This window comes from Acetobacter musti (genome assembly GCF_011516835.1).
GTDB classification, from domain to species: Bacteria; Pseudomonadota; Alphaproteobacteria; order Acetobacterales; family Acetobacteraceae; genus Acetobacter; species Acetobacter musti.
The window spans coordinates 200,597-218,682 of sequence record NZ_WOTB01000002.1 but is presented as its reverse complement, the minus strand read 5'-3'; the positions used below and the strand labels follow the sequence as shown (position 1 = coordinate 218,682).

Sequence of the window (18,086 nt, the reverse complement as noted above, 5' to 3'; positions counted from 1 at the left end):
TAGGACGAAGCGGGATGGCTGTGCAAAGCCTGCTCCGGTGGTCATGATCCGGGCCGGCAAAGGCGCGGGAAACGGCGTGCGGGTTGCTCCTCTCTGGCCGTGACGCCATATCGGACCATTATCGGCGGTCCGATTCGGGCGTTACGACTTCGGGCGTTATGGCGCGCCGGCCGCATTCACGAATGGAGTCAGGGTGCCGTAATGGATTCTGGGAATAAGACGTTGACGACAGACCTTCTGATCATTGGCGCCGGACCGGCCGGGTATACGGCGGCGATTTATGCGGCCCGCGCAAATCTCAGCCCTGTTCTCGTCGCCGGGATGCAGCCTGGCGGTCAGCTGATGATCACCACCGATGTCGAGAACTATCCGGGCTTTGCTCAGGCTATCCAGGGGCCCTGGCTCATGGAGCAGATGGCGGCGCAGGCGGAGCATGTCGGCACCACGATTCTGCATGATCTGGTGACGGAGGTGGATTTCCGCCATGGCGCGCGGTTCCGGGTGACTCTGGATGGCGGCGATATTTATCACGCCCGGTCCGTCATCATTGCGACCGGCGCGCAGGCGCGGTGGCTAGGTCTGCCGAACGAGAAGCGGCTGCAGGGCGCGGGGGTCTCGGCCTGCGCGACCTGTGACGGTTTCTTCTTCCGGGGAAAGAAGGTTGCTGTTGTGGGTGGCGGCAACACGGCGGTGGAAGAGGCTCTCTATCTGACGCATCACGCGGCGCATGTGACGCTGATTCATCGTCGTGACTCCCTGCGGGCCGAGAAAATTCTGCAGGACCGGCTTCTCGCAAACCCGAAGGTCTCGGTGATCTGGAATTCAGTGGTGGCGGACATTCACAGCGCGGGCGTGCCTCCGACCGTGACCGGGGTTGAGCTGTGCAACACGCTGAACGAGACGATGAGCACGCTCGCGGTTGACGGGGTGTTTATTGCCATCGGTCATTCGCCGAATACCGGTCTGTTTCATGACCAGCTGATGCTGGATGCCGAGGGCTATGTGATGACGGAGGCCGGAACGACGCGGACCTCGGTTCCGGGGGTTTTTGCGGCCGGTGACGTGCAGGACAAAATATACCGGCAGGCGGTGACGGCGGCCGGAACGGGCTGCATGGCGGCGCTGGACGCGGAGCGCTGGCTTGGCGGAATTGTTACCGGCTGATGTCAGAATACTTGACCTGTCTCAACAATTCCTGCACCACACGCATGGGACGCCATACCGGATGGCGTGGCTCGCATGACCAGGGAGATTGGGATGGACTGGGACAAACTCAGGATATTCCACGCGGTTGCGGAAGCTGGTTCCTTCACCCATGCCGGTGATGTTCTGAACCTCAGCCAGTCAGCTGTATCGCGTCAGATTTCTGCGCTTGAAGATGTGCTTCAGGTGCCATTGTTTCACCGGCACGCCCGCGGTCTGATCCTGACCGAGCAGGGCGAGACCCTGAATCAGACCGTTCGTGAAGTTTTCTCGAAACTTGAAATGACGCAGACCCTGCTCACCGAGAGCAAGGAAAAGGCTGCCGGCCGTCTGCGTGTCACCACCACGACCGGGTTTGGCAGTTGCTGGCTGATGCCGCGTCTGCACCGGTTCATGGAACAGAATTCCGAGATCGCGATTACGCTTATCCTTGAGGATAACGATCTTGATCTCGGTATGCGCGAGGCGGATGTGGCTGTGCGGATGCACGCGCCGCGCCAGCCGGATCTGATTCAGCGTCATCTCGCGGATTTCCCGCTGCCGGTCTATGCGTCGCGGCGTTATATCGAGCAGTATGGCCAGCCGGCCACGCTGGACGATCTTTCCGCTCATAAGCTGGTGGCGTTTGGCGGCTATCATCCGCCGGTTCCGCACATCAACTGGCTTCTTGAGGCTGGGATGCCGGAAGGCAGCCGGCGTGGCGCACGGCTTGAGGTCAACAGCATGGTTGCGATGGCGGACGCCATTTCCGCCGGGCTGGGGATTGGGTCGGTTCCGGGTTACGCGGTGTCTGAGTATCCCGATCTGGTAAAGGTGCTGCCAGCGATTGAGCCGCCTCTTGTGGAAGCGTTCTTTGTCTATCCGGAAGAGCTACGCAGTTCCAAGCGTGTTGCGGTTTTCCGTGATTTCCTGACCAGCGAGCTTGGCCTGCGGGGCTGATTTTTCTTTCCGCTCTGATAACAGTTCCGAATGAATGCCTGTTATGTCCGTGACCGGATATAGCAGGCATTTTTCATTTTACTCTGGGAAAAGCACCGCCGGGTTCCGTATCCGGTGCGTGGCTTTTCGGGGCTTTGCCCCGAACCCCACATAGGGACGCGATCCCTTTGATCCCGGTTTGTTAAAATAAATGGGTGCAGGGCAGAGCCCTGCTGTGTCTCCTGTTTGCACAATCCATAACCGCCCGAATAAAACCGGGCGATCACTGGTCAGCTTCGGTTATACGTATCTTCGATGCGGACGATATCGTCTTCCCCAAGATAGGACCCGGTCTGCACTTCGATGAGAGTCAGAGGAATTTTGCCGGGGTTTTCCATCCGGTGGACGCATCCCAGCGGCAGATAGATACTTTCGTTTTCACGCACCAGCACCTTATCGTCGTCGCGGGTCACGAGAGCGACGCCCCCCACGACAACCCAGTGTTCCGCCCGGTGAAAATGCTTCTGCAGGGAAAGTTTTTCGCCTGGCTGGACGACGATCCGCTTCACCTGGAATCTGTCGTTCTGAATGAGGCTCTCGTAAAAGCCCCAGGGGCGGTAACAGCGGTTATGGGTCGCGGCCTCGGGTCGTTTTTCCTTCTTCAGGCGTTCGACGATCTTTTTGACGTCCTGCGCCCGGTCGCGATGCGTGACGAATACGGCATCGTCCGTTGCCACCACAACGAGATCCTCGACACCGGCGACGGCCGTCAGATATTTTTCCGAGCGCACGTAGCAGTTTTTCGTGTCTTCGATCAGGACATCCCCGATGGCGACATTACCGTCTGCGTCCTTGGGGCTGATGTCCCACAGGGCGTCCCAGCTGCCGACATCGGACCAGCCGAGATCGGCAGGAACCACGGCGACATTGCTGCTGCGCTCGGCTACGGCGTAGTCGATTGAAATATCGGGCACCTGGCGGAATTCTTCCGCACCGAGGCGCTCGAAGAACAGATCGCCGCGCCGGGCGGCATAGGCTTCGCGCACGCCGGCCATTACGTCCGGGGCATGCTCTTCCATCTCGCGAATCAGCGTATCGGCGCGGAACATGAACATGCCGGAGTTCCAGAGATAATCACCGGCTTTCAGGAATTCTTCCGCCTGTGCGGCGTCCGGTTTCTCACGGAAGGCTTTGACGCGGAACGCGCCTTCGACATCGGGCAGGGCCGCTCCGACCTCGATATAGCCGTACCCCGTTTCAGGCCGGGTTGGCTTCATTCCGAAGGTCACGACCATGCCGCGTTCGGCCCCGCCGACGGCGCTCTGTAACGCGGCGGACAGGGCATCGGGTTTCAGCATCGCCGCGTCGGCCGCCATCAGCCACAGAATTGCGCCAGGGTCCGTCTCGGCGACGAGCAGAGCCGCTGCCGCGATGGCGGGTGCGGAATTGCGGCCGACGGGCTCCAGCAGAATGCGCGGAGAAGCGACGCCCGCTTCGCGAAGCTGTTCCGCAATCAGGAACCGGTGTTCTTCATTGCAGACAATGACGGGAGCGGCCGTGGAGAATCTGCGCGCCCGGAGCGCCGTTTCCTGCAGCAGGGAGTTGTCGCTCAGTAATGGCCAGAGCTGTTTCGGATAGCTGGCGCGGGACATGGGCCATAACCGCGTTCCTGAACCACCCGAAAGGATGACCGGCACAATTGTGGCAGTTGTTCTTTCCGCCGGAGTGCGGGCTTTCTCCGCGTGATCCTGAGCAGTCATCGTATCCATATCGGTCCCTGTTCCACGCGGGGCCGTCAGCGTGACGGAACAACCCGCTGCCCAATGACGGTCTGTAAAATGCCGCCTTCCCGAATTCGCCCGCGATTCCGCTGAGGCTGAATCCCGTCAGGCAATTCAGTCTAGCAGAAAGTCAGGCCTTCGCGAGGGACCAGGTCAGGGGAAATGACACAAAACCAGGCAGAAAATATCAGCCGCGACGACGTGTATGTTTCCCCGGCATGCAGTAATGGCGCGCATCGGTGTAATAGACAGCGCGTCCGACGGGTGCGAGCAGCCTGCCCCGCCGCCCGATGGCGCGGAGTTTACGGCCGTGCGTGACGATGACCGGACCGGCGGACAGGCAGCCATGCAGCATGTAATGATGATGCGCTGGTGTTTTGCTGTGGTGTACCGTACGGGACAAACCGGTCTGGCTCTGAAGACAGAGACACGCTGCTGCGACGGCGAAAATGGCGGCTGGCCGGAACGGAGATGCGTTACAGCCTGCGTGCTCACGCAAAAAACGCAGGAGGCGGCTTTGTTCCGGACCACCGCTAATCAGGACTGTGTGTTGAATTGCCCGGGACGCCTTCCTGCAAATGGTCAGACCATTCAGAAACCGGTGTCATTTTAGACGGGCGGGCGACCTGCTTCAACAAAAACCGGTGTTTAGCGGGCGGAGGTGTTATTCGTCCTTTGGTTCGGCATGATTGACGCGCTCGCGCAGTTCCTTACCAGCCTTGAAAAACGGGACGACTTTTTCGTCCACGGCGACGGTTTCGCCGGTCCGGGGATTACGGCCGGCGCGGGCGTTCCGTTTCTTGACCGTAAATGCGCCGAAGCCGCGCAGTTCGATACGGTCACCGCGGGCCAGCGCCTGGGTGAGTTCTTCAAAAATAGTATGAACAATGAGTTCCACATCTTTGACAAGAAGATGTGGATTGGCGGCCGCAATTTCAGCCACAAGTTCGGATCTGGTCATTGCGCTCCCTCACCTGGAACTAAGGTTTCCAGATCGAAACAGCGCCGTCAAGACGTTCGGAATCCTGTGGCAGAAATTCGGCGGGATCAAGGCCGGTCAATGACATCACGGCGCCGCCGAACAGCCCGATCAGGCGACGGCGCAGGGAGAATCGCCGTGTGGCCTCCCCGATCGTCACGACGTCCGGCTCGCCACTCAGGCCGCAGGTTTTCGCCAGCCAGTTACGGGCGTCGTCACGGGTTCCCAGAGCGTCGATCAGACCGAGCGCGACGGCCTGCTGTCCTGTGTATGGACGCCCGTCGGCCAGGGACCGGACCTTGTCTTCGGGCATATGACGTCCGGTGACGACCATTGCGACGAACTGATCGAACAGATTGCCGACCACGCCCTGGAGCATGGCGCGCCCTTCCGGTGAGAGCGGTTTTACGACCGAAGGCTGTCCCTTGAGCGGTCCGGAGACGAGTTCATCGACGTTCACGCCGATCTTGCCGAGAAGACCCGAGACATCCGGGCTTTCCATGATGACGCCGATGGAGCCGGTCAGCGTGCTGCGTTCCGCGAAAATTCGTTTTGACGGAAGGGCGATCATGTACCCGGCGGACGCGCCAACGCCGCCCATGGTGGTGACGACGGGTTTGACTTTCGCAAAATGCTCGATGGCGTCGTGCAGTTCCTCGCCACCCGTGACCGAGCCGCCCGGGCTATCGACGTCGAGGATCAGCCCTTTGACGGCCGGGTTCTTCTCTGCTTTTGAAAGTGCCTTTGTCCATCGGGAGACATCGGCGCCGATAACACCGCTGATCCTGAGCCGGGCCAGATGAGGACCGGTTACGGCGGCTGGTTTCCAGCCTGTTGTTCTGTGGCCGAGCGCGCCTGCCGTCATGACCGCGACGACGAAGACCGCTGTGGCTCCGGCCCGCCAGCGGCGCAGCCTGCGCTTCAGTTCCGCCTCGGTGACGACGGCATCAACGCCAGAACTCATAGATGAATTACCTGTCTCTGCATCCGGCGAATGCACTCTGCTCTGTCTGACCCGAACGGAGATAGCGCGTCAGACAGAAATGTACGCATCGTTATTCTGCCGGGCTTCCGGCAGTCCGGTCAGGAGAACCTGACCGGATGTTTCCGCTTACGCCTGAGCTTTACGGCCACGACGACGGCCACCGGTGCTTTCCTCTTCGCCGGCAGGCGCCGCGGTCGCGCTGATCTTGCGGCCAAGGCCGATCTCACGCGCCAGTGTGGAGCGGCGTTCGGCGTAGTTCGGAGCGACCATCGGATAGTCGGAGGGCAGACCCCAGCGCTCACGATACTGCTCAGGCGTCATGCCATAGGCGCTCTGAAGATGACGCTTGAGCATCTTCAGTTTTTTTCCGTCTTCCAGACAGACAATATAGTCCGGGAATACAGAGCGCTTGATGGGAACGGCGGGCTGCAGCTTTTCCGGCTCCGGCGCGGCCTGACCGGCAGATTCCAGAGCAGCGTAGACATCGCGGATCAGCGCCGGAAGACCATCGGCCGCGAAAGAATTATTCGCCACGTGTGCAGAAACGATTTCCGCAGTCAGCTCAAGAAGCGGCGAAACGGGCTTGCTCTCACTCATGATAAACTCCGTTACATTTTAACGAGACAACGCAATCAATTGGCCACTTAAACTTTCCGGGCGTCGAGAATGCTGTGCGAGGACAAATAATCACTCGGTGCTTTTTGCGCAATACCTAGCGATGCTGTTTTCTGATAAAACTTCTTCAAAGATTTGAGAATTCATAACATCGCGCTCAAAAAAAGAGCTGTTTATCGTTAACAAATAAGATGCCGCGCCTGAAATTATAGCGATAAAAATATAGAAATCCATGAAAAATCGTGAATTTACGAACCTTTCCGGACTGTCATATTCAGACGTTCAAAGAACAGATTCGTGCCTGAAAATGAAACCGCTTCTCCTGGAAACAATGCTGAACAGCTCCGGGTAAAACAGGCGTTTTCTTTTCGTCCGCTTCACCGGCCTCCGGAAAAGCAGGAACTATTTCCGGAGATCCGCCGTGGTCTGCGCCAGGCAAAATTGTGTGTTTATTTAAGGTCGCAGACGGATCTTCCTGTTCTGTGGGTTCGATATTTTCATGCTCTGATCCGCAGGGCGGAAACACAGGAAGAGAAATAATCACCATTATATTAACGCGTGGTCAGGTGCTCCGCGTGACTGCCCGCGGCTGCGCTGTATTGCGGAACCGTTACATCCGATTAAATTTATTTCAGAAAGTTGCCCGATTTATCAGAAGAGCCGGAAAGCGTCCGGTGCTGTTCCTGCCTGCGGGGTCGGGAACCGGCGCGGGCAGGAGACATGCTTCAGGAAAGACTGACTATGCCGGTCAGGCTTTTCTGAATTTCTTCCACAGAAAACCCGCGATCCCGGCGAACACGACGAGACCGGCGATTTTCTTCAGGCTGCAGCAGCCTTTTTTCGGGGCGCAGCCACCTTCCGTGTTGCAGCAATCCTTGCTCATAACATCCGTCCTTATATTTTTCGGCACACCCTGACGCGGAGAACAGTCTCCGTCCGGGGTGGTCATCAATAGAAACATGGAACGGATCGCAAGACAAACCGGCGGCCGGGTTTGTCATCCTGATTATCCGCCAGTCTGTCTGTTCAGTAACCGGCCGGTATTATTCTGGTGCCTGTATACTTTCAGAATACAGGCACGGTGGTTTTTCAGGGCTTTGCTCCGAACCCCGCACAGGGCGCAGTCTCTGTGATCCCGGTTTGGTAAAATAAGGAATGCAGGCGACATCATGCGCAGCACGCTCTCGCGTGACGGCCCCTTCCGATGCAGGGGAAAGAGTTCTGCTCTGTCCCCTGTCTGCGGAATATATAAACGCCGTTATTATTTCAGGGATAAGTTACGCCTTACGGAAATGTACCGGACCGCGCATTGCCGGGTGGCGACAATACTGTCAGGTTCCGGCCTCGTTTACGGGTTGCCGTCGCATGCCGGTTTTTCTTGCCAGCCACCGTGCGAGGCGTGCCATCCGCTGGCTGGCCGCTTCCATGAACAGATAGACGACCGGGGTCGAATACAGGGTCAGGAGCTGACTCATCGCCAGACCGCCGACGACGGCGATGCCGAGAGGCCGGCGCAGTTCGGCGCCGTAACCGTTACCGATGACCAGAGGCACCGCGCCGAGGGCGGCTGCGAGCGTGGTCATCAGGATCGGGCGGAACCGCTTGAGGCACGCTTCGCGGATGGCTTCCTCCGGTGTCATTCCGCTCTCGCGTTCGGCGTGAAGAGCGAAGTCGATCATCAGAATGGCGTTTTTCTTGACGATCCCGACCAGAAGAATAACGCCGATCATTGCGATCAGTGAAAAGGACTGTCCGGAGATCCATAAGGCCAGCACCGCGCCGACGGCGGCCGAGGGCAGTGTGGAGAGAATGGTCAGCGGGTGGATATAGCTTTCGTACAGAATTCCGAGCGTCACATACATCGTGGCCAGAGCGGCAAGAAATACAAGCAGTTCGTTTATCAGCGCCTTGTTGAAATCGGCTGCCTTGCCGGAGAACCCGCCATGGAGAGTTCCCGGCACATGGATGGAGAACATGACGCGCCTGATTTCGGCCTCGGCGTCATTCAGGCCTTTGCCTGGCGGCAGGTTGAAGGAGATTGATCCGGAGACGAACCCGTTCTGATGACCTACGCTGAGCGGGGTTGGCTGATGGTCCAGATCCGCGACGGCGGGAAGCGGCACCATCGTTTCCGCGGACGAGGACACGGCGGACCCGTTCGACGCTCCGGCTCCGCCGGCCAGTCTGTTGGCGATCTGGTTACGGAAAGACTGCTGGCTCAGCGCCGCCGCCGTTGATTCCGTGGTCTCCGGCAGGGTGACGCGGATCGAATTCGAGATCGTGCCGCCGCCCGCCGAGCCGCCTGCTGTCGAAATCCACATCGAGTTCAGGACTTCGGGATTCTGCCGGTAGCGTTTCGCGGCTTCCATTACGACATAATAGGTGGTCTGTGACGTGGAGATACTGGAGGCGACGCGCTCGCCATAGGCATCGTTGAGGGCATTTCCGATCAGCTGCGGCGTGATCAGATACCGCGCTTCCGTGTCGCGCCGGATATCCACCTGCACGGCGTTGCCGCTGTTATGGACATTGGTGCTGACATCGCTCAGGACCGTGCTGTGTCGCAGGGCTTCTTCGAGACGTGGCACCCAGGTGTAGAGATCTTCCGCGTTATCGCTCTCGAAGACGTAGTTATAGTTTCCTTTATGCTGACGGCCGCCGCCACCGTTGACGTCACCTGAATTGGAAAAATGCGCGTCGAGACCGGCGATATTCGCGACGCGCTTCTGAACGCGCGCTGCGATGATTTCGGGTGTTTCGGACCTCGTCGCCTTATCCGTCAGCACGCCGAAAGCCTCGGCCTCGTTAGCGGCGTCATCGCCTGTGAACGCCACGACGGATGTGACCTGCCGGTCTTCCATCATTGCGTCGACGACTTTCTTTGTCTTGGCCGAAACTCCGTCGAACGAACTTGTCTGATCCGCGCTGATGAATCCTGACAGCAGCGCGATATCCTCGGCGGGAAGAATGGTCTTGGGCATGAAGAAGATGACGGCGACCGTCACCACGACACTGAGCGGCAGGGTGGCCAGCACCAGCCAGCGATGGCGCAATGTGTGGTCGAGCGAACGCATGTAAAAGCGCAGCATGGCGTTCAGCCCGCTTTCAATCGCGTCGAATCCTCTGTGTGCGAGACGGGTGAGACCGCTTCCCTCGTTGACCGGACCGCCGTGATGCACCTCGAGCAGATACGCGCACATCATCGGGGTCAGCGACATCGACAGCAGGAACGAGATCGTTACGGCTGTGGAGAGCGTCATCGCGAATTCGAAGAAGATCTTTCCTGCTGTGCCTGACAGCAGGAGCAGCGGCAGGAACACGGCGATCAGCGAAATGGTGATCGACAGGATGGTGAACGAGATTTCGCGTGATCCGTGAATGGCCGCTTCCATGCGGCTCATTCCGTCTTCCATGTGGCGGGCGACGTTCTCGACGACGACGATCGCGTCATCGACCACGAAACCGGTCGCGATGGTCAGCGCCATCAGCGAGAGTGTATCGAGCGAGAAGCCGAGCAGATACATGACGCCGAGGGAGCCGGCGAGTGAGACCGGGACGGTGATGGCGGGGATCAGCGTCGAGCGGAGAGATCTGAGGAAGGCCAGCACGACCAGCACGACGAGCACCAGAGAGATGACCAGCGTGAGCTGGGTGTCGGCCAGAGCGGCGCGGATGCTGAGCGACATGTCGGCGACGAGGGAGAGCTTTACATCGCCTGGCAGGACGTTTTGCAGACGCGGCTGATGCGCCTTGATTTCGTCCGTGACATTGATGACGTTCGCGCCCGGCTGCGGCCGGATGATCGCCAGGACCGCCTGTTTTCCGTTATACCAGGCGGCCTGGCGTTCGTTCTGCGGACCGTCCCTGACCTCCGCGACATCGATCAGACGCACGGGGCGGCTGTTGCGATATCCTACGATCAGGCCGCGATATTGCTCGGCGGTCCGGGCCTGATCGTTGGTTTCGAGCTGCATCCTCTGGCCGCCGCTGTCGATGAAGCCTTTGGGTGTGTTGGCGTTCGCGGAGGCGAGAGCCGAGCGGATATCCTCGTAGCCGATGCCGTATTTATAGAGCGCGAAGGGATTGATCTCGACGCGCACGGCGGGTTTCGCGGTCCCTTCGGGCTGAACCCAGCCGACGCCGCGTATTCCCGCGAGCTGAGGCAGCAGGCGGGTTTCGGCGAAGTCACGCAGGCTGACCAGCGGGCGGGTGTCGGATGTCAGCGCGGCGACGATGACGGGATTGTCGCTGGGATTGGCCTTGTAATATTGCGGGTTGTCGATCAGCGTGGTCGGCATGTCCTGCCGCGCGGCCTGCAGCGCCGCCTGGACGTCGCGGGCGGCGCCGTTGATGTCACGGTCATCGTCGAAGAACAGCAGGATGAAGGCCGATTTATCCGTGGAATCGGATGTCATCTGCGTCAGCCCGGCAATTGTTCCGAGATGCCGTTCCAGGGGGGTCGTGACCGAGCTGGCGACCTGCTGGGGCGAACTGCCCTGCTGATTGGCGATCACATAGATGACCGGCACCGAGATATTCGGGAGATCCGCCACCGGCATCAGCGGGTAGGACAAAATCCCCGCGAACACGAATGCGACGGCGAGCAGAATTGTTCCTACCGGCCTGAGAATGAACAGGCGACAAAGATTCACCCGTATTTCTCCCCGGTCATGCACTCATAACAGCCTGTCACTGAAGCGCCGTCTCTGTCCCTGGCTCTGGTGTGGCGGAACGGGCTGTCACCCGTTTCGGTCTCGGATTGTCCTAACATGGAAGCGCACGCGGTCACACAGGGGAAAGCGAAAGTACTGTTCATTGTTCCGCCGTATTTCGTGGCAGGATAGGGTGGTGTCGGGCCGGAAGCCGGTCTGATTCTTCAGAATAACGAGATACACGCATGACAGAATCCCTCAGCAAGACCCCGTCGGCGCAGCGGCGCTCCGGGCTGCGCGCTTTTCGTGTTCCGGCGCTGGTTGCGGCCGTTTCGGTCACGGCGCTGACCGCTCTTCCAGGCGATGCCGCGGCGCAGCGTCCGGGTTTCATTCCGCGAGGCGGTTACCTCTATTCCGGCCCCGGTGTAAACTATCCGCTTGTCGGCACGATGCCGCCGGGGATGCAGGTGGTGACCTGGGGTTGCCTCAGCGGCTGGGGCTGGTGCGATGTCTCTGCCGGTCCTCTGCGCGGCTGGGCACCCGGACCGGCGCTTCAGTTCGCCTATAACGGCATGATGGGATCGCCGGTGCAGTATGGCGCGATGCTTGGCCTCCCGCTGATTCCGTTTACTTTCGACTCATACTGGGGCCGGTATTACCGGCGCGAGCCTTGGTTCTCCAGCCGTGACAGATGGGGCGGCGGACCGGTACGGGGCGGTGATCGTGGCGGACCGGGGGAACGCGGCGGACGGGGACCCGGAGGCGGGCCTGGCCGGTAAGTATACTGGTAAATATGTATGGCCGTCGTTCTTGTCCGGGGTGATGAGGACGACGGTGGAATCCGGGGCGTCCGGGGCCTGAAAGACTGTTGCAGAAGTCTGCCTGTGAAGCCTCCTGTAAATTATCGGGACGTTTCTTTCTGAAGCTTTTTCAGAAGGCGTTTATATACTTTGTGAATACAGACGAGATGGCTTTTCAGGGCTTTGCCCCGAACCCCACAAAGGGACGGGGTCCCTTTGAGCCCGGTTTGTTAATTAAAAGGGATGAAGGGATCCCGACGCCTTTCAGAAAGCTTCGGAAGACGCCGTCTTTAAAAAAGGCGGCACCAGAAAACTTTTATTATTTTCTTTCAAATGCTTATCGTGAAATACCCTCTCAGAGTTTCGCAGCGTTACTTCGCCGGAAAGAGAACGGTTCGCGGCAGGGAAAACAGACCGGATGCGAACATGATGCGCTGGGGTTACGCGTCTGGTCACGCCGTGACGTATTGTCCTCAGCAGGCGCTGGGTGGAACGGCCTGTGAGAGCGGCCTGCTTTTACGTGTGATACTGGCCGATGCCGGTCAGAATGGGGGCTCCTCGCGGCGGCCTGTTCTGTGACTCCGGTTCTAACGGGCCGGAGCCACCTCCGGGTAGCTGGCGGGGATCGTGAAAAGCGCATCGTCCTGGGGGGTCCGCGTGACCGAGATGGCCTGGACCATCACCCTGCCCTGCTGTGTGACGCGCACCATGATGCCGTCATCTGTATAGCAGGCGTCGCTCTGGCGTCCGTCCTGGTCCGTTGTGCGCCAGTTCACGCAATACTGGCCGGCGACGAAATCTGTTCCGAGGCGCTGGAACGATCCTTCCGGCACCTGCCCCGGCAGGGTCAGCGCGGAGCCGGGCGCGGGCATCTGACTGCGCCGGTGTCTGAGCGTGTCCACGACTGTCAGCGTGTGGTCGCGCCAGGACGTCACCATATAGACAGTCGAATTTTCAGGATCGATACGCTGACGCAGAGAACTGACCTGCCAGTGCATTTCCTGATGTACCGGAGGGCCGCCATCCGGCGAGGCCATTTCGTAGCGCACGTCGACATCCGTGGAGGGCGTGACATGCGGGCCTGTGGCGGTGGCTGCCGGAGGCGTCTCCTCTGTCGCTGCCGTGGCACGGGAGATACCGGTCGCACATCCCAGCGAGGCCAGCAGAACCGTGCCCGCCAGACGCAGTTGTCGCGGACACAGTTTTGCCGGACGGAGTTTTCCGTAACTCATTTCGCAGGCGGTCTCAGGGAGTGGACGGCGTTGCGGCGGGAGCAGGTGCCGTCGCGCCTTCCGGTCCCAGGACCGGTCCTGCCGGTGCGTGGCCCTGGCTGACGCGATGATGCTGAACTTCCTGATATCCGGCGGGCGGATCGAATTCCGAGGACGGAATGGTCTCATAGCTGACGGAAAGTGCTGTCAGGCGGCCTTTGAGCCCGTCCGAATCGACGCCGTCCTCGCTGAGAATCAGTCCGTTATCGGTCACGCAGGCACTGGCCCGGCCTTTATCCGAGGTGACGGTCCAGCGCGTACAGTCGATCCCGGCGACCGTTTCGTGGCCGTTTTTCGTATACTGCATCGATACATCGAGCAGGAACGGATTACGGACGCCGCTGCGATCGGCGAGTTGAGTGAAGACGCGCTGTTTATGCAGGACGATGGTGACGCTCTGGGCTGTCCGGTTCAGAATGGTGGATGCTGCGCCATCGGGCGAGTCAATCCGCATCCGCGCACCTTCGGCAGCGAACCAGACTTTCACCTGTTCACTCTGCGGCGCTCCGTCCGGCTGCACGCTGTAGGTGACGACCGCGTCCCGTGTGGGCATCAGGGGGGGATGATCGCCTTCGGCGTATGCGGCCGGCGCGGCGGCTGTGATGACCACGCATGAAAGCAGACCGAAGGCATTTCGTCTGATGGCGGCGGGCGCCCCGGACAGCATGTTTCTGAACATCGGCGAGGCTCCCATCCCGGCTGCATTCCCTTTAATCGCTTTATCGTTAGAGCAGTTCCCGATGAGATGAAATGACCGGCGGGATAAAAACGACTGCGAAAACAAGGATCTGACGGCGGCCGGGCTTCCGGCGGGCGCGTCAGGCTTCGGGTGTCCGGCTCTCTTCGCGCATGCGGCGAATTTCGGTGGTGATCTCGTCACGGGAAAACGGTCCCCACTGCGCCGTCATTCTGATTGTGCGCGTCAGGGCGGCTTTGTATTCGGATGCCGATATCTCGATTCCGCCGAATCCTGCCAGATGGGACGTGCCGAACTGTGTGTCGAGCAGATGATAATGACCCAGACGCAGCCGGGCGACGAGATGCACGAGAGCCACCTTGGAGGCGTCCGTCTGCCGGCTGAACATGCTCTCTCCGAAGAAGGCGCTGCCCAGGGCGACGCCGTACAGGCCGCCGACCAGTCTGCCGTCGCGGCGCGTTTCCACGCTGTGGGCGAAACCGTCCTCGTGCAGGGCGCAGAAGAGGGAGATGATGTCTTCGGTGATCCAGGTTGTCTCACGGCCCGGCGCGGGGGCGGCGCAGGCACGCATCGTCTCTTCGAATGCGGTGTCCACCGTGATTTCGAACGTGTTGCCGAGCGCCGTACGGGCGAGACGCCGGTGCAGACGGAAACCGTAAAGCGGGATGACGCCGCGCGGGTCGGGATCGTACCAGTCGAGACGGCCCGGATGATCGCTGCTGCCCATCGGGAACAGCCCGACGGAATAAGCCCGCAGCATCACATCCGGTGTCAGCACCATATCGGCAGCCATCGGGTCCCCGTCATGAGTATGTTTTAATGTAACGTCGTGTTGTGCATTTTGCGACACCAGATTGCACGGTGTCCGCTTTTCCTGGAATCTGCTTCCTTCACGATGTCCGTTTTTGCAGATCGCCGTCCGGTCCGGGTCTTTCGTCACTTTCGCAACGACTGGCCTTCGGGATCGTTTGCGACGCTGATTGTCTGCTGCCTATGATGGCGGCAGGTTTTCCGATGTATTTGCCAGACCGGAGCTGTTCATGTCCGTAAATCGTCCCCGTATCGTTCGCAGCGTACGCCTGCCTCAGCCTGTTGAAGATCGGATCGCCAGCGCGTTCGACGCGCCGCCGGTGCCGGAGACGCCGCTTTCCACTGATGAGGTTTTCCGGCTGGCGGCGGAACGGAAGGCGGAAGGACTTCTGGTGACGCATCATGCGGCGATCAGGGGCGCGGATGTGGCGCGGATACCGGACAGCGTGCGCATCGTGGCCACTGTGAGCGTCGGCCTCGATCATCTGGATGTGAAGGCCATTCTGGATCGTGGCATTGCCGTGACCAACACGCCGGATGTGCTGACCGACTGCAATGCGGATCTGGCGATGATGCTGATCATCGCGGCAGCCCGCCGGGTGAAAGCCTATACTGAGATCATGCGGAATGGCTGGGGCCATACGCTCGCCATGGATGAGCTGCTCGGGGTCCGGGTGAGTGGCAAGACGCTGGGCATTATCGGGATGGGCCGGATCGGTCAGGCCGTGGCGAAGCGGGCGAAGGGCTTCGACATGAAGGTGCTGTATCATAACCGCCGTCGCCTTGATCCGCAGGATGAACACGGCGCCACCTGGTTCGCGGACCTTCGGGACATGCTCCCGCACTGCCAGATTCTGTCGCTGCATCTTCCCGGCAATCCGGAATCGGCCTCGCTGATCAATGCGGAGACGCTTGCGCTGCTTCCGAAGGGGGCGGTTTTCGTGAATGCCGCGCGGGGCGTTCTCGTCGATGAGGACGCGCTGATCGCGGCGCTGGACAGCGGCCATCTCTTCGGTGCGGGGCTCGATGTATGCCGCAATGAACCGAACCCGGACCCGCGCCTGCTGGCTGAGCCGAATGTGTTCATGACGCCGCATGTCGGCAGCGCCACGATCGAGACGCGCACCGCCATGGGGATGCTTGCGCTCGACAATGTCCTGGCCAGAGTTGAGAACAGGCCGCTGCTTACGCCTGTCACGGCGTGAGGGCTGCACAGGCCGCATAATCGCGTTACCGAAAGGAGTTTGTCCGGATGCACATGCTTGCGACATCGCTCACCGGCATTGCCGTGGCGGCGGTCATCGGTCTGGCGGCGCCGCATTATGCGCCGGCGGCATCTGTGGTGATGGTGATCTACACGATACTCGGGCTGTTTTCCGCATGGATCGCGGTGCGCGAGGCCTGATAGCAGCGAACCGGGTGACGGATGGCCGGGCAGCCGTATAAGCCGGTCATTCGGCGGGGCCGCAACTGAACACAGAGCCGGGCAATGTCGCGGCTGCGTCATTCTGTATCACATTGTCGTGCGTCACATCGTCGTATCGGGACGCGACCGGACATTTCGCTCCGGCGGACTGTGCTCTGATGTCAGTCGGGTCGTGCCCGGGCGACGGCCTCGTCCCGCAGCGCGACGGCTGTGTCGCGGACGACCGGGCCATGCTGGCGCTCAAGGCGGCGGATGGTGAAATGAGCCCGGGCAAGCGCCTGGTAATGAGCGAGGAAGGCGGCATTCAGCGATGCGCCGCACAGCGCTCCCGCGACCGGCATGAGTTGCAGTGAAAGCTTGTGTCCGAGTGCGAGTCCGTAATGGGAGGCGACTTCGGAGATCAGCATGACGACCGGGCGGCCGCGCAGCACGGTGCGGGCCGAGAAGTAACCGAGTTCGCTCTCGCGCCCTTCGCCGATATTCGGGAATGCTTTCAGCGCGAAGACTTCAAGACAGGCCCGCCGCGCATCGGGAGTTGAGAGATCCTCGCCTTCCTCGCGTGCGATACGGGCGATTTCGCGCATGATCGTCAGCGTGGTGAAACCGACATCGGGAGCGAGTCCGATGACGCCGGCGAAGCCGCCGACGGCTCCGGAGACCGCAACGGCGGCCTGCAATGCGCGGTCGCGGATTTTTCCCGGAACAATGTTGTCTTCCCCGGTTTCTGCCGGGCGCGGGGTGTCGGATGGCCCTGTGAGTCCCAGGACGGCCACGTCGAAAGCGCGTGTGATCGCGGTTTCGGCGATTCCACGCAGTTTGTCCTGAACGGCCGGTGTCATGCCGAGGCCGCGCATTCCGAGACGGGTTGCGTGGCCGACGGCGCCGCCCATCAGATCCGCCAGCCGGACCAGTACTCCGCGCCCTGCCTCGACCTGGTTCAGAGCGCGTTCGAGCTCCATGATCTGCCCGTCTGTCAGAGCCAGCGGAGCGAGCTGGCTTCCCGTAACTGGTGTCATTGTGCTTGTCGTCCTGTGTCACACTGGCGCTTATCCGGCGCTTATGATGAATAGCGCGCCAGACCATGACAGGTTCGCGGAAACACTCATTGACCGCAAGCGTTGCGCGTTCGACTCTGTTATGGAACGCTGAGGAGGGTCGCCATGTTCCACGCATCATCTGTTACGGCGCTCCCGGTTGCGGCGCGTTGCTCCACCAGCTTCCGGCGGGCGTTCCGGGAACCGGGTTCTTTTGTCTCCCTGATGAGTACAGCGGGTCGATCCATGAAAAAATCACTACCCGGCATTGCAGTCATTGCCGCACTGAGCGTCGGCACGACTGCCGGCGGTATGGCGTTTCCGGCTGCCGCGCGGGCGGCGGAGCCGGCTCTCCGGCCGACCGACACGTCCCTGTCGCAGAGTTCGGATCTTTCCGGAACACAGAAATCCGGACATACGCGCCGTTCCGGTCGATACGGTCGCAGCACAGCCGCTGCGGCACCGGCGGCACAGACGGATGCGCCCAAATCACTGGAGTCACAGGAAACGGCGCCGCCTCCGCCGCCGGGCTACGAGCCGGTGGAAGATTTCGATGTTACGCTTGCGGCGCATTCCGATGCCGTTCTGGCGGTCAGGCCCACGAGCAGCCGCACGATGGTCGATGCGCAGCAGATGCCGAGATCGGCCAGTTCAACGGCCCGGCAGTTCGATATTTTCGGTGTGCCTGTGCGGGTCGATACACCGGTTACGCCGCCGTATAACGGTTCGTTCACCTACGATACTTATGGTGGGCAGCCGGGAAAGGGACGTGACGCGACGGGTGCATGGGGTGCGGCGGGAGAGCCGTAAACCTTTAAGCCCGGTGCTCTGATTTCCTGCCCTGCAACAGATTTGAATCGACTTCCATTCATCCTGCGGTTTCGGCGTGCAGGACCAGTGCATGAAATAAACGGG

The 18,086-nt window shown here is 60.4% G+C and carries 19 protein-coding genes; 7 read left to right on the top strand and 12 right to left on the bottom strand.

Annotation, left to right across the window (positions count from 1 at the left end; all coding sequences use genetic code 11):
• The first annotated feature begins 201 nt into the window (after positions 1-201).
• Entirely contained in the window at positions 202-1,164 is a 963-nt protein-coding gene (trxB, locus tag GOB93_RS02385) for a thioredoxin-disulfide reductase (RefSeq protein ID WP_173581916.1), read from the top strand.
• A gap of 93 nt (positions 1,165-1,257) precedes the next feature.
• The gene (locus GOB93_RS02380) at positions 1,258-2,142 is read left to right on the top strand and encodes a LysR family transcriptional regulator (RefSeq protein WP_173582015.1); all 885 of its coding nucleotides are present in this window, start codon (positions 1,258-1,260) and stop codon (positions 2,140-2,142) included.
• A gap of 269 nt (positions 2,143-2,411) precedes the next feature.
• Here the strand turns inward: GOB93_RS02380 and GOB93_RS02375 are convergent, their stop codons facing one another.
• The 8 genes from GOB93_RS02375 to GOB93_RS02340 all read right to left on the bottom strand — a co-directional run bounded on the left by GOB93_RS02375 (position 2,412) and on the right by GOB93_RS02340 (position 11,133).
• The gene (locus tag GOB93_RS02375; RefSeq protein ID WP_173582014.1) at positions 2,412-3,881 is read right to left on the bottom strand and encodes a mannose-1-phosphate guanylyltransferase/mannose-6-phosphate isomerase; all 1,470 of its coding nucleotides are present in this window, start codon (positions 3,879-3,881) and stop codon (positions 2,412-2,414) included.
• Positions 3,882-4,089: 208 nt separating this feature from the next.
• A complete protein-coding gene (locus GOB93_RS02370) occupies positions 4,090-4,305 on the bottom strand; it encodes a hypothetical protein (RefSeq protein WP_173581915.1) in 216 nt (71 codons plus the stop codon).
• A 261-nt stretch (positions 4,306-4,566) separates the two neighbouring features.
• Positions 4,567-4,863, bottom strand: a complete 297-nt coding sequence (ihfB, locus tag GOB93_RS02365; RefSeq protein ID WP_173581914.1) for an integration host factor subunit beta — start codon at positions 4,861-4,863, stop codon at positions 4,567-4,569.
• Between the two features lie 19 nt (positions 4,864-4,882).
• Positions 4,883-5,845, bottom strand: coding sequence for a signal peptide peptidase SppA (sppA, locus tag GOB93_RS02360; RefSeq protein ID WP_173581913.1), 963 nt, complete (start codon positions 5,843-5,845; stop codon positions 4,883-4,885).
• A gap of 147 nt (positions 5,846-5,992) precedes the next feature.
• Positions 5,993-6,463: a MucR family transcriptional regulator gene (locus GOB93_RS02355; protein WP_173581912.1), complete on the bottom strand. Its 471-nt coding sequence runs from the start codon at positions 6,461-6,463 to the stop codon at positions 5,993-5,995.
• Between the two features lie 292 nt (positions 6,464-6,755).
• Entirely contained in the window at positions 6,756-7,028 is a 273-nt protein-coding gene (locus GOB93_RS02350; RefSeq protein ID WP_173581911.1) for a hypothetical protein, read from the bottom strand.
• A 178-nt stretch (positions 7,029-7,206) separates the two neighbouring features.
• Positions 7,207-7,482, bottom strand: coding sequence for a hypothetical protein (locus GOB93_RS02345; RefSeq protein ID WP_173581910.1), 276 nt, complete (start codon positions 7,480-7,482; stop codon positions 7,207-7,209).
• Positions 7,483-7,812: 330 nt separating this feature from the next.
• A complete protein-coding gene (locus GOB93_RS02340) occupies positions 7,813-11,133 on the bottom strand; it encodes an efflux RND transporter permease subunit (RefSeq protein ID WP_173581909.1) in 3,321 nt (1,106 codons plus the stop codon).
• A 245-nt stretch (positions 11,134-11,378) separates the two neighbouring features.
• Here GOB93_RS02340 and GOB93_RS02335 point away from each other — a divergent pair, with 245 nt between their 5' ends.
• Together GOB93_RS02335 and GOB93_RS02330 are read left to right on the top strand one after the other, a co-directional pair.
• Positions 11,379-11,912, top strand: coding sequence for an SH3 domain-containing protein (locus GOB93_RS02335; RefSeq protein ID WP_173581908.1), 534 nt, complete (start codon positions 11,379-11,381; stop codon positions 11,910-11,912).
• 89 nt (positions 11,913-12,001) lie between these two features.
• Entirely contained in the window at positions 12,002-12,436 is a 435-nt protein-coding gene (locus GOB93_RS02330) for a hypothetical protein (protein ID WP_173581907.1), read from the top strand.
• Positions 12,437-12,520: 84 nt separating this feature from the next.
• Here the strand turns inward: GOB93_RS02330 and GOB93_RS02325 are convergent, their stop codons facing one another.
• The 3 genes from GOB93_RS02325 to aat all read right to left on the bottom strand — a co-directional run bounded on the left by GOB93_RS02325 (position 12,521) and on the right by aat (position 14,694).
• The gene (locus GOB93_RS02325; RefSeq protein ID WP_173581906.1) at positions 12,521-13,165 is read right to left on the bottom strand and encodes a hypothetical protein; all 645 of its coding nucleotides are present in this window, start codon (positions 13,163-13,165) and stop codon (positions 12,521-12,523) included.
• A 13-nt stretch (positions 13,166-13,178) separates the two neighbouring features.
• A complete protein-coding gene (locus GOB93_RS02320) occupies positions 13,179-13,883 on the bottom strand; it encodes a DUF4412 domain-containing protein (RefSeq protein WP_173581905.1) in 705 nt (234 codons plus the stop codon).
• Between the two features lie 139 nt (positions 13,884-14,022).
• On the bottom strand, positions 14,023-14,694 hold the full coding sequence (gene aat, locus GOB93_RS02315; RefSeq protein ID WP_173581904.1) for a leucyl/phenylalanyl-tRNA--protein transferase: 672 nt from the start codon (positions 14,692-14,694) through the stop codon (positions 14,023-14,025).
• Positions 14,695-14,941: 247 nt separating this feature from the next.
• Between aat and GOB93_RS02310 the strand changes: the two genes are divergently transcribed.
• Both GOB93_RS02310 and GOB93_RS02305 read left to right on the top strand, forming a co-directional pair.
• Complete coding sequence (locus GOB93_RS02310; RefSeq protein ID WP_173581903.1) at positions 14,942-15,916, top strand: 2-hydroxyacid dehydrogenase; 975 nt, start codon at positions 14,942-14,944, stop codon at positions 15,914-15,916.
• Positions 15,917-15,963: 47 nt separating this feature from the next.
• Positions 15,964-16,116 (top strand): hypothetical protein, encoded by a 153-nt coding sequence (locus tag GOB93_RS02305; protein WP_173581902.1) that lies wholly within the window; start codon positions 15,964-15,966, stop codon positions 16,114-16,116.
• 182 nt (positions 16,117-16,298) lie between these two features.
• Here the strand turns inward: GOB93_RS02305 and GOB93_RS02300 are convergent, their stop codons facing one another.
• Positions 16,299-17,153: an EcsC family protein gene (locus GOB93_RS02300; RefSeq protein WP_173581901.1), complete on the bottom strand. Its 855-nt coding sequence runs from the start codon at positions 17,151-17,153 to the stop codon at positions 16,299-16,301.
• Positions 17,154-17,297: 144 nt separating this feature from the next.
• Here GOB93_RS02300 and GOB93_RS02295 point away from each other — a divergent pair, with 144 nt between their 5' ends.
• Complete coding sequence (locus GOB93_RS02295) at positions 17,298-17,981, top strand: hypothetical protein (protein ID WP_173581900.1); 684 nt, start codon at positions 17,298-17,300, stop codon at positions 17,979-17,981.
• The last annotated feature ends 105 nt before the right edge of the window (positions 17,982-18,086 follow it).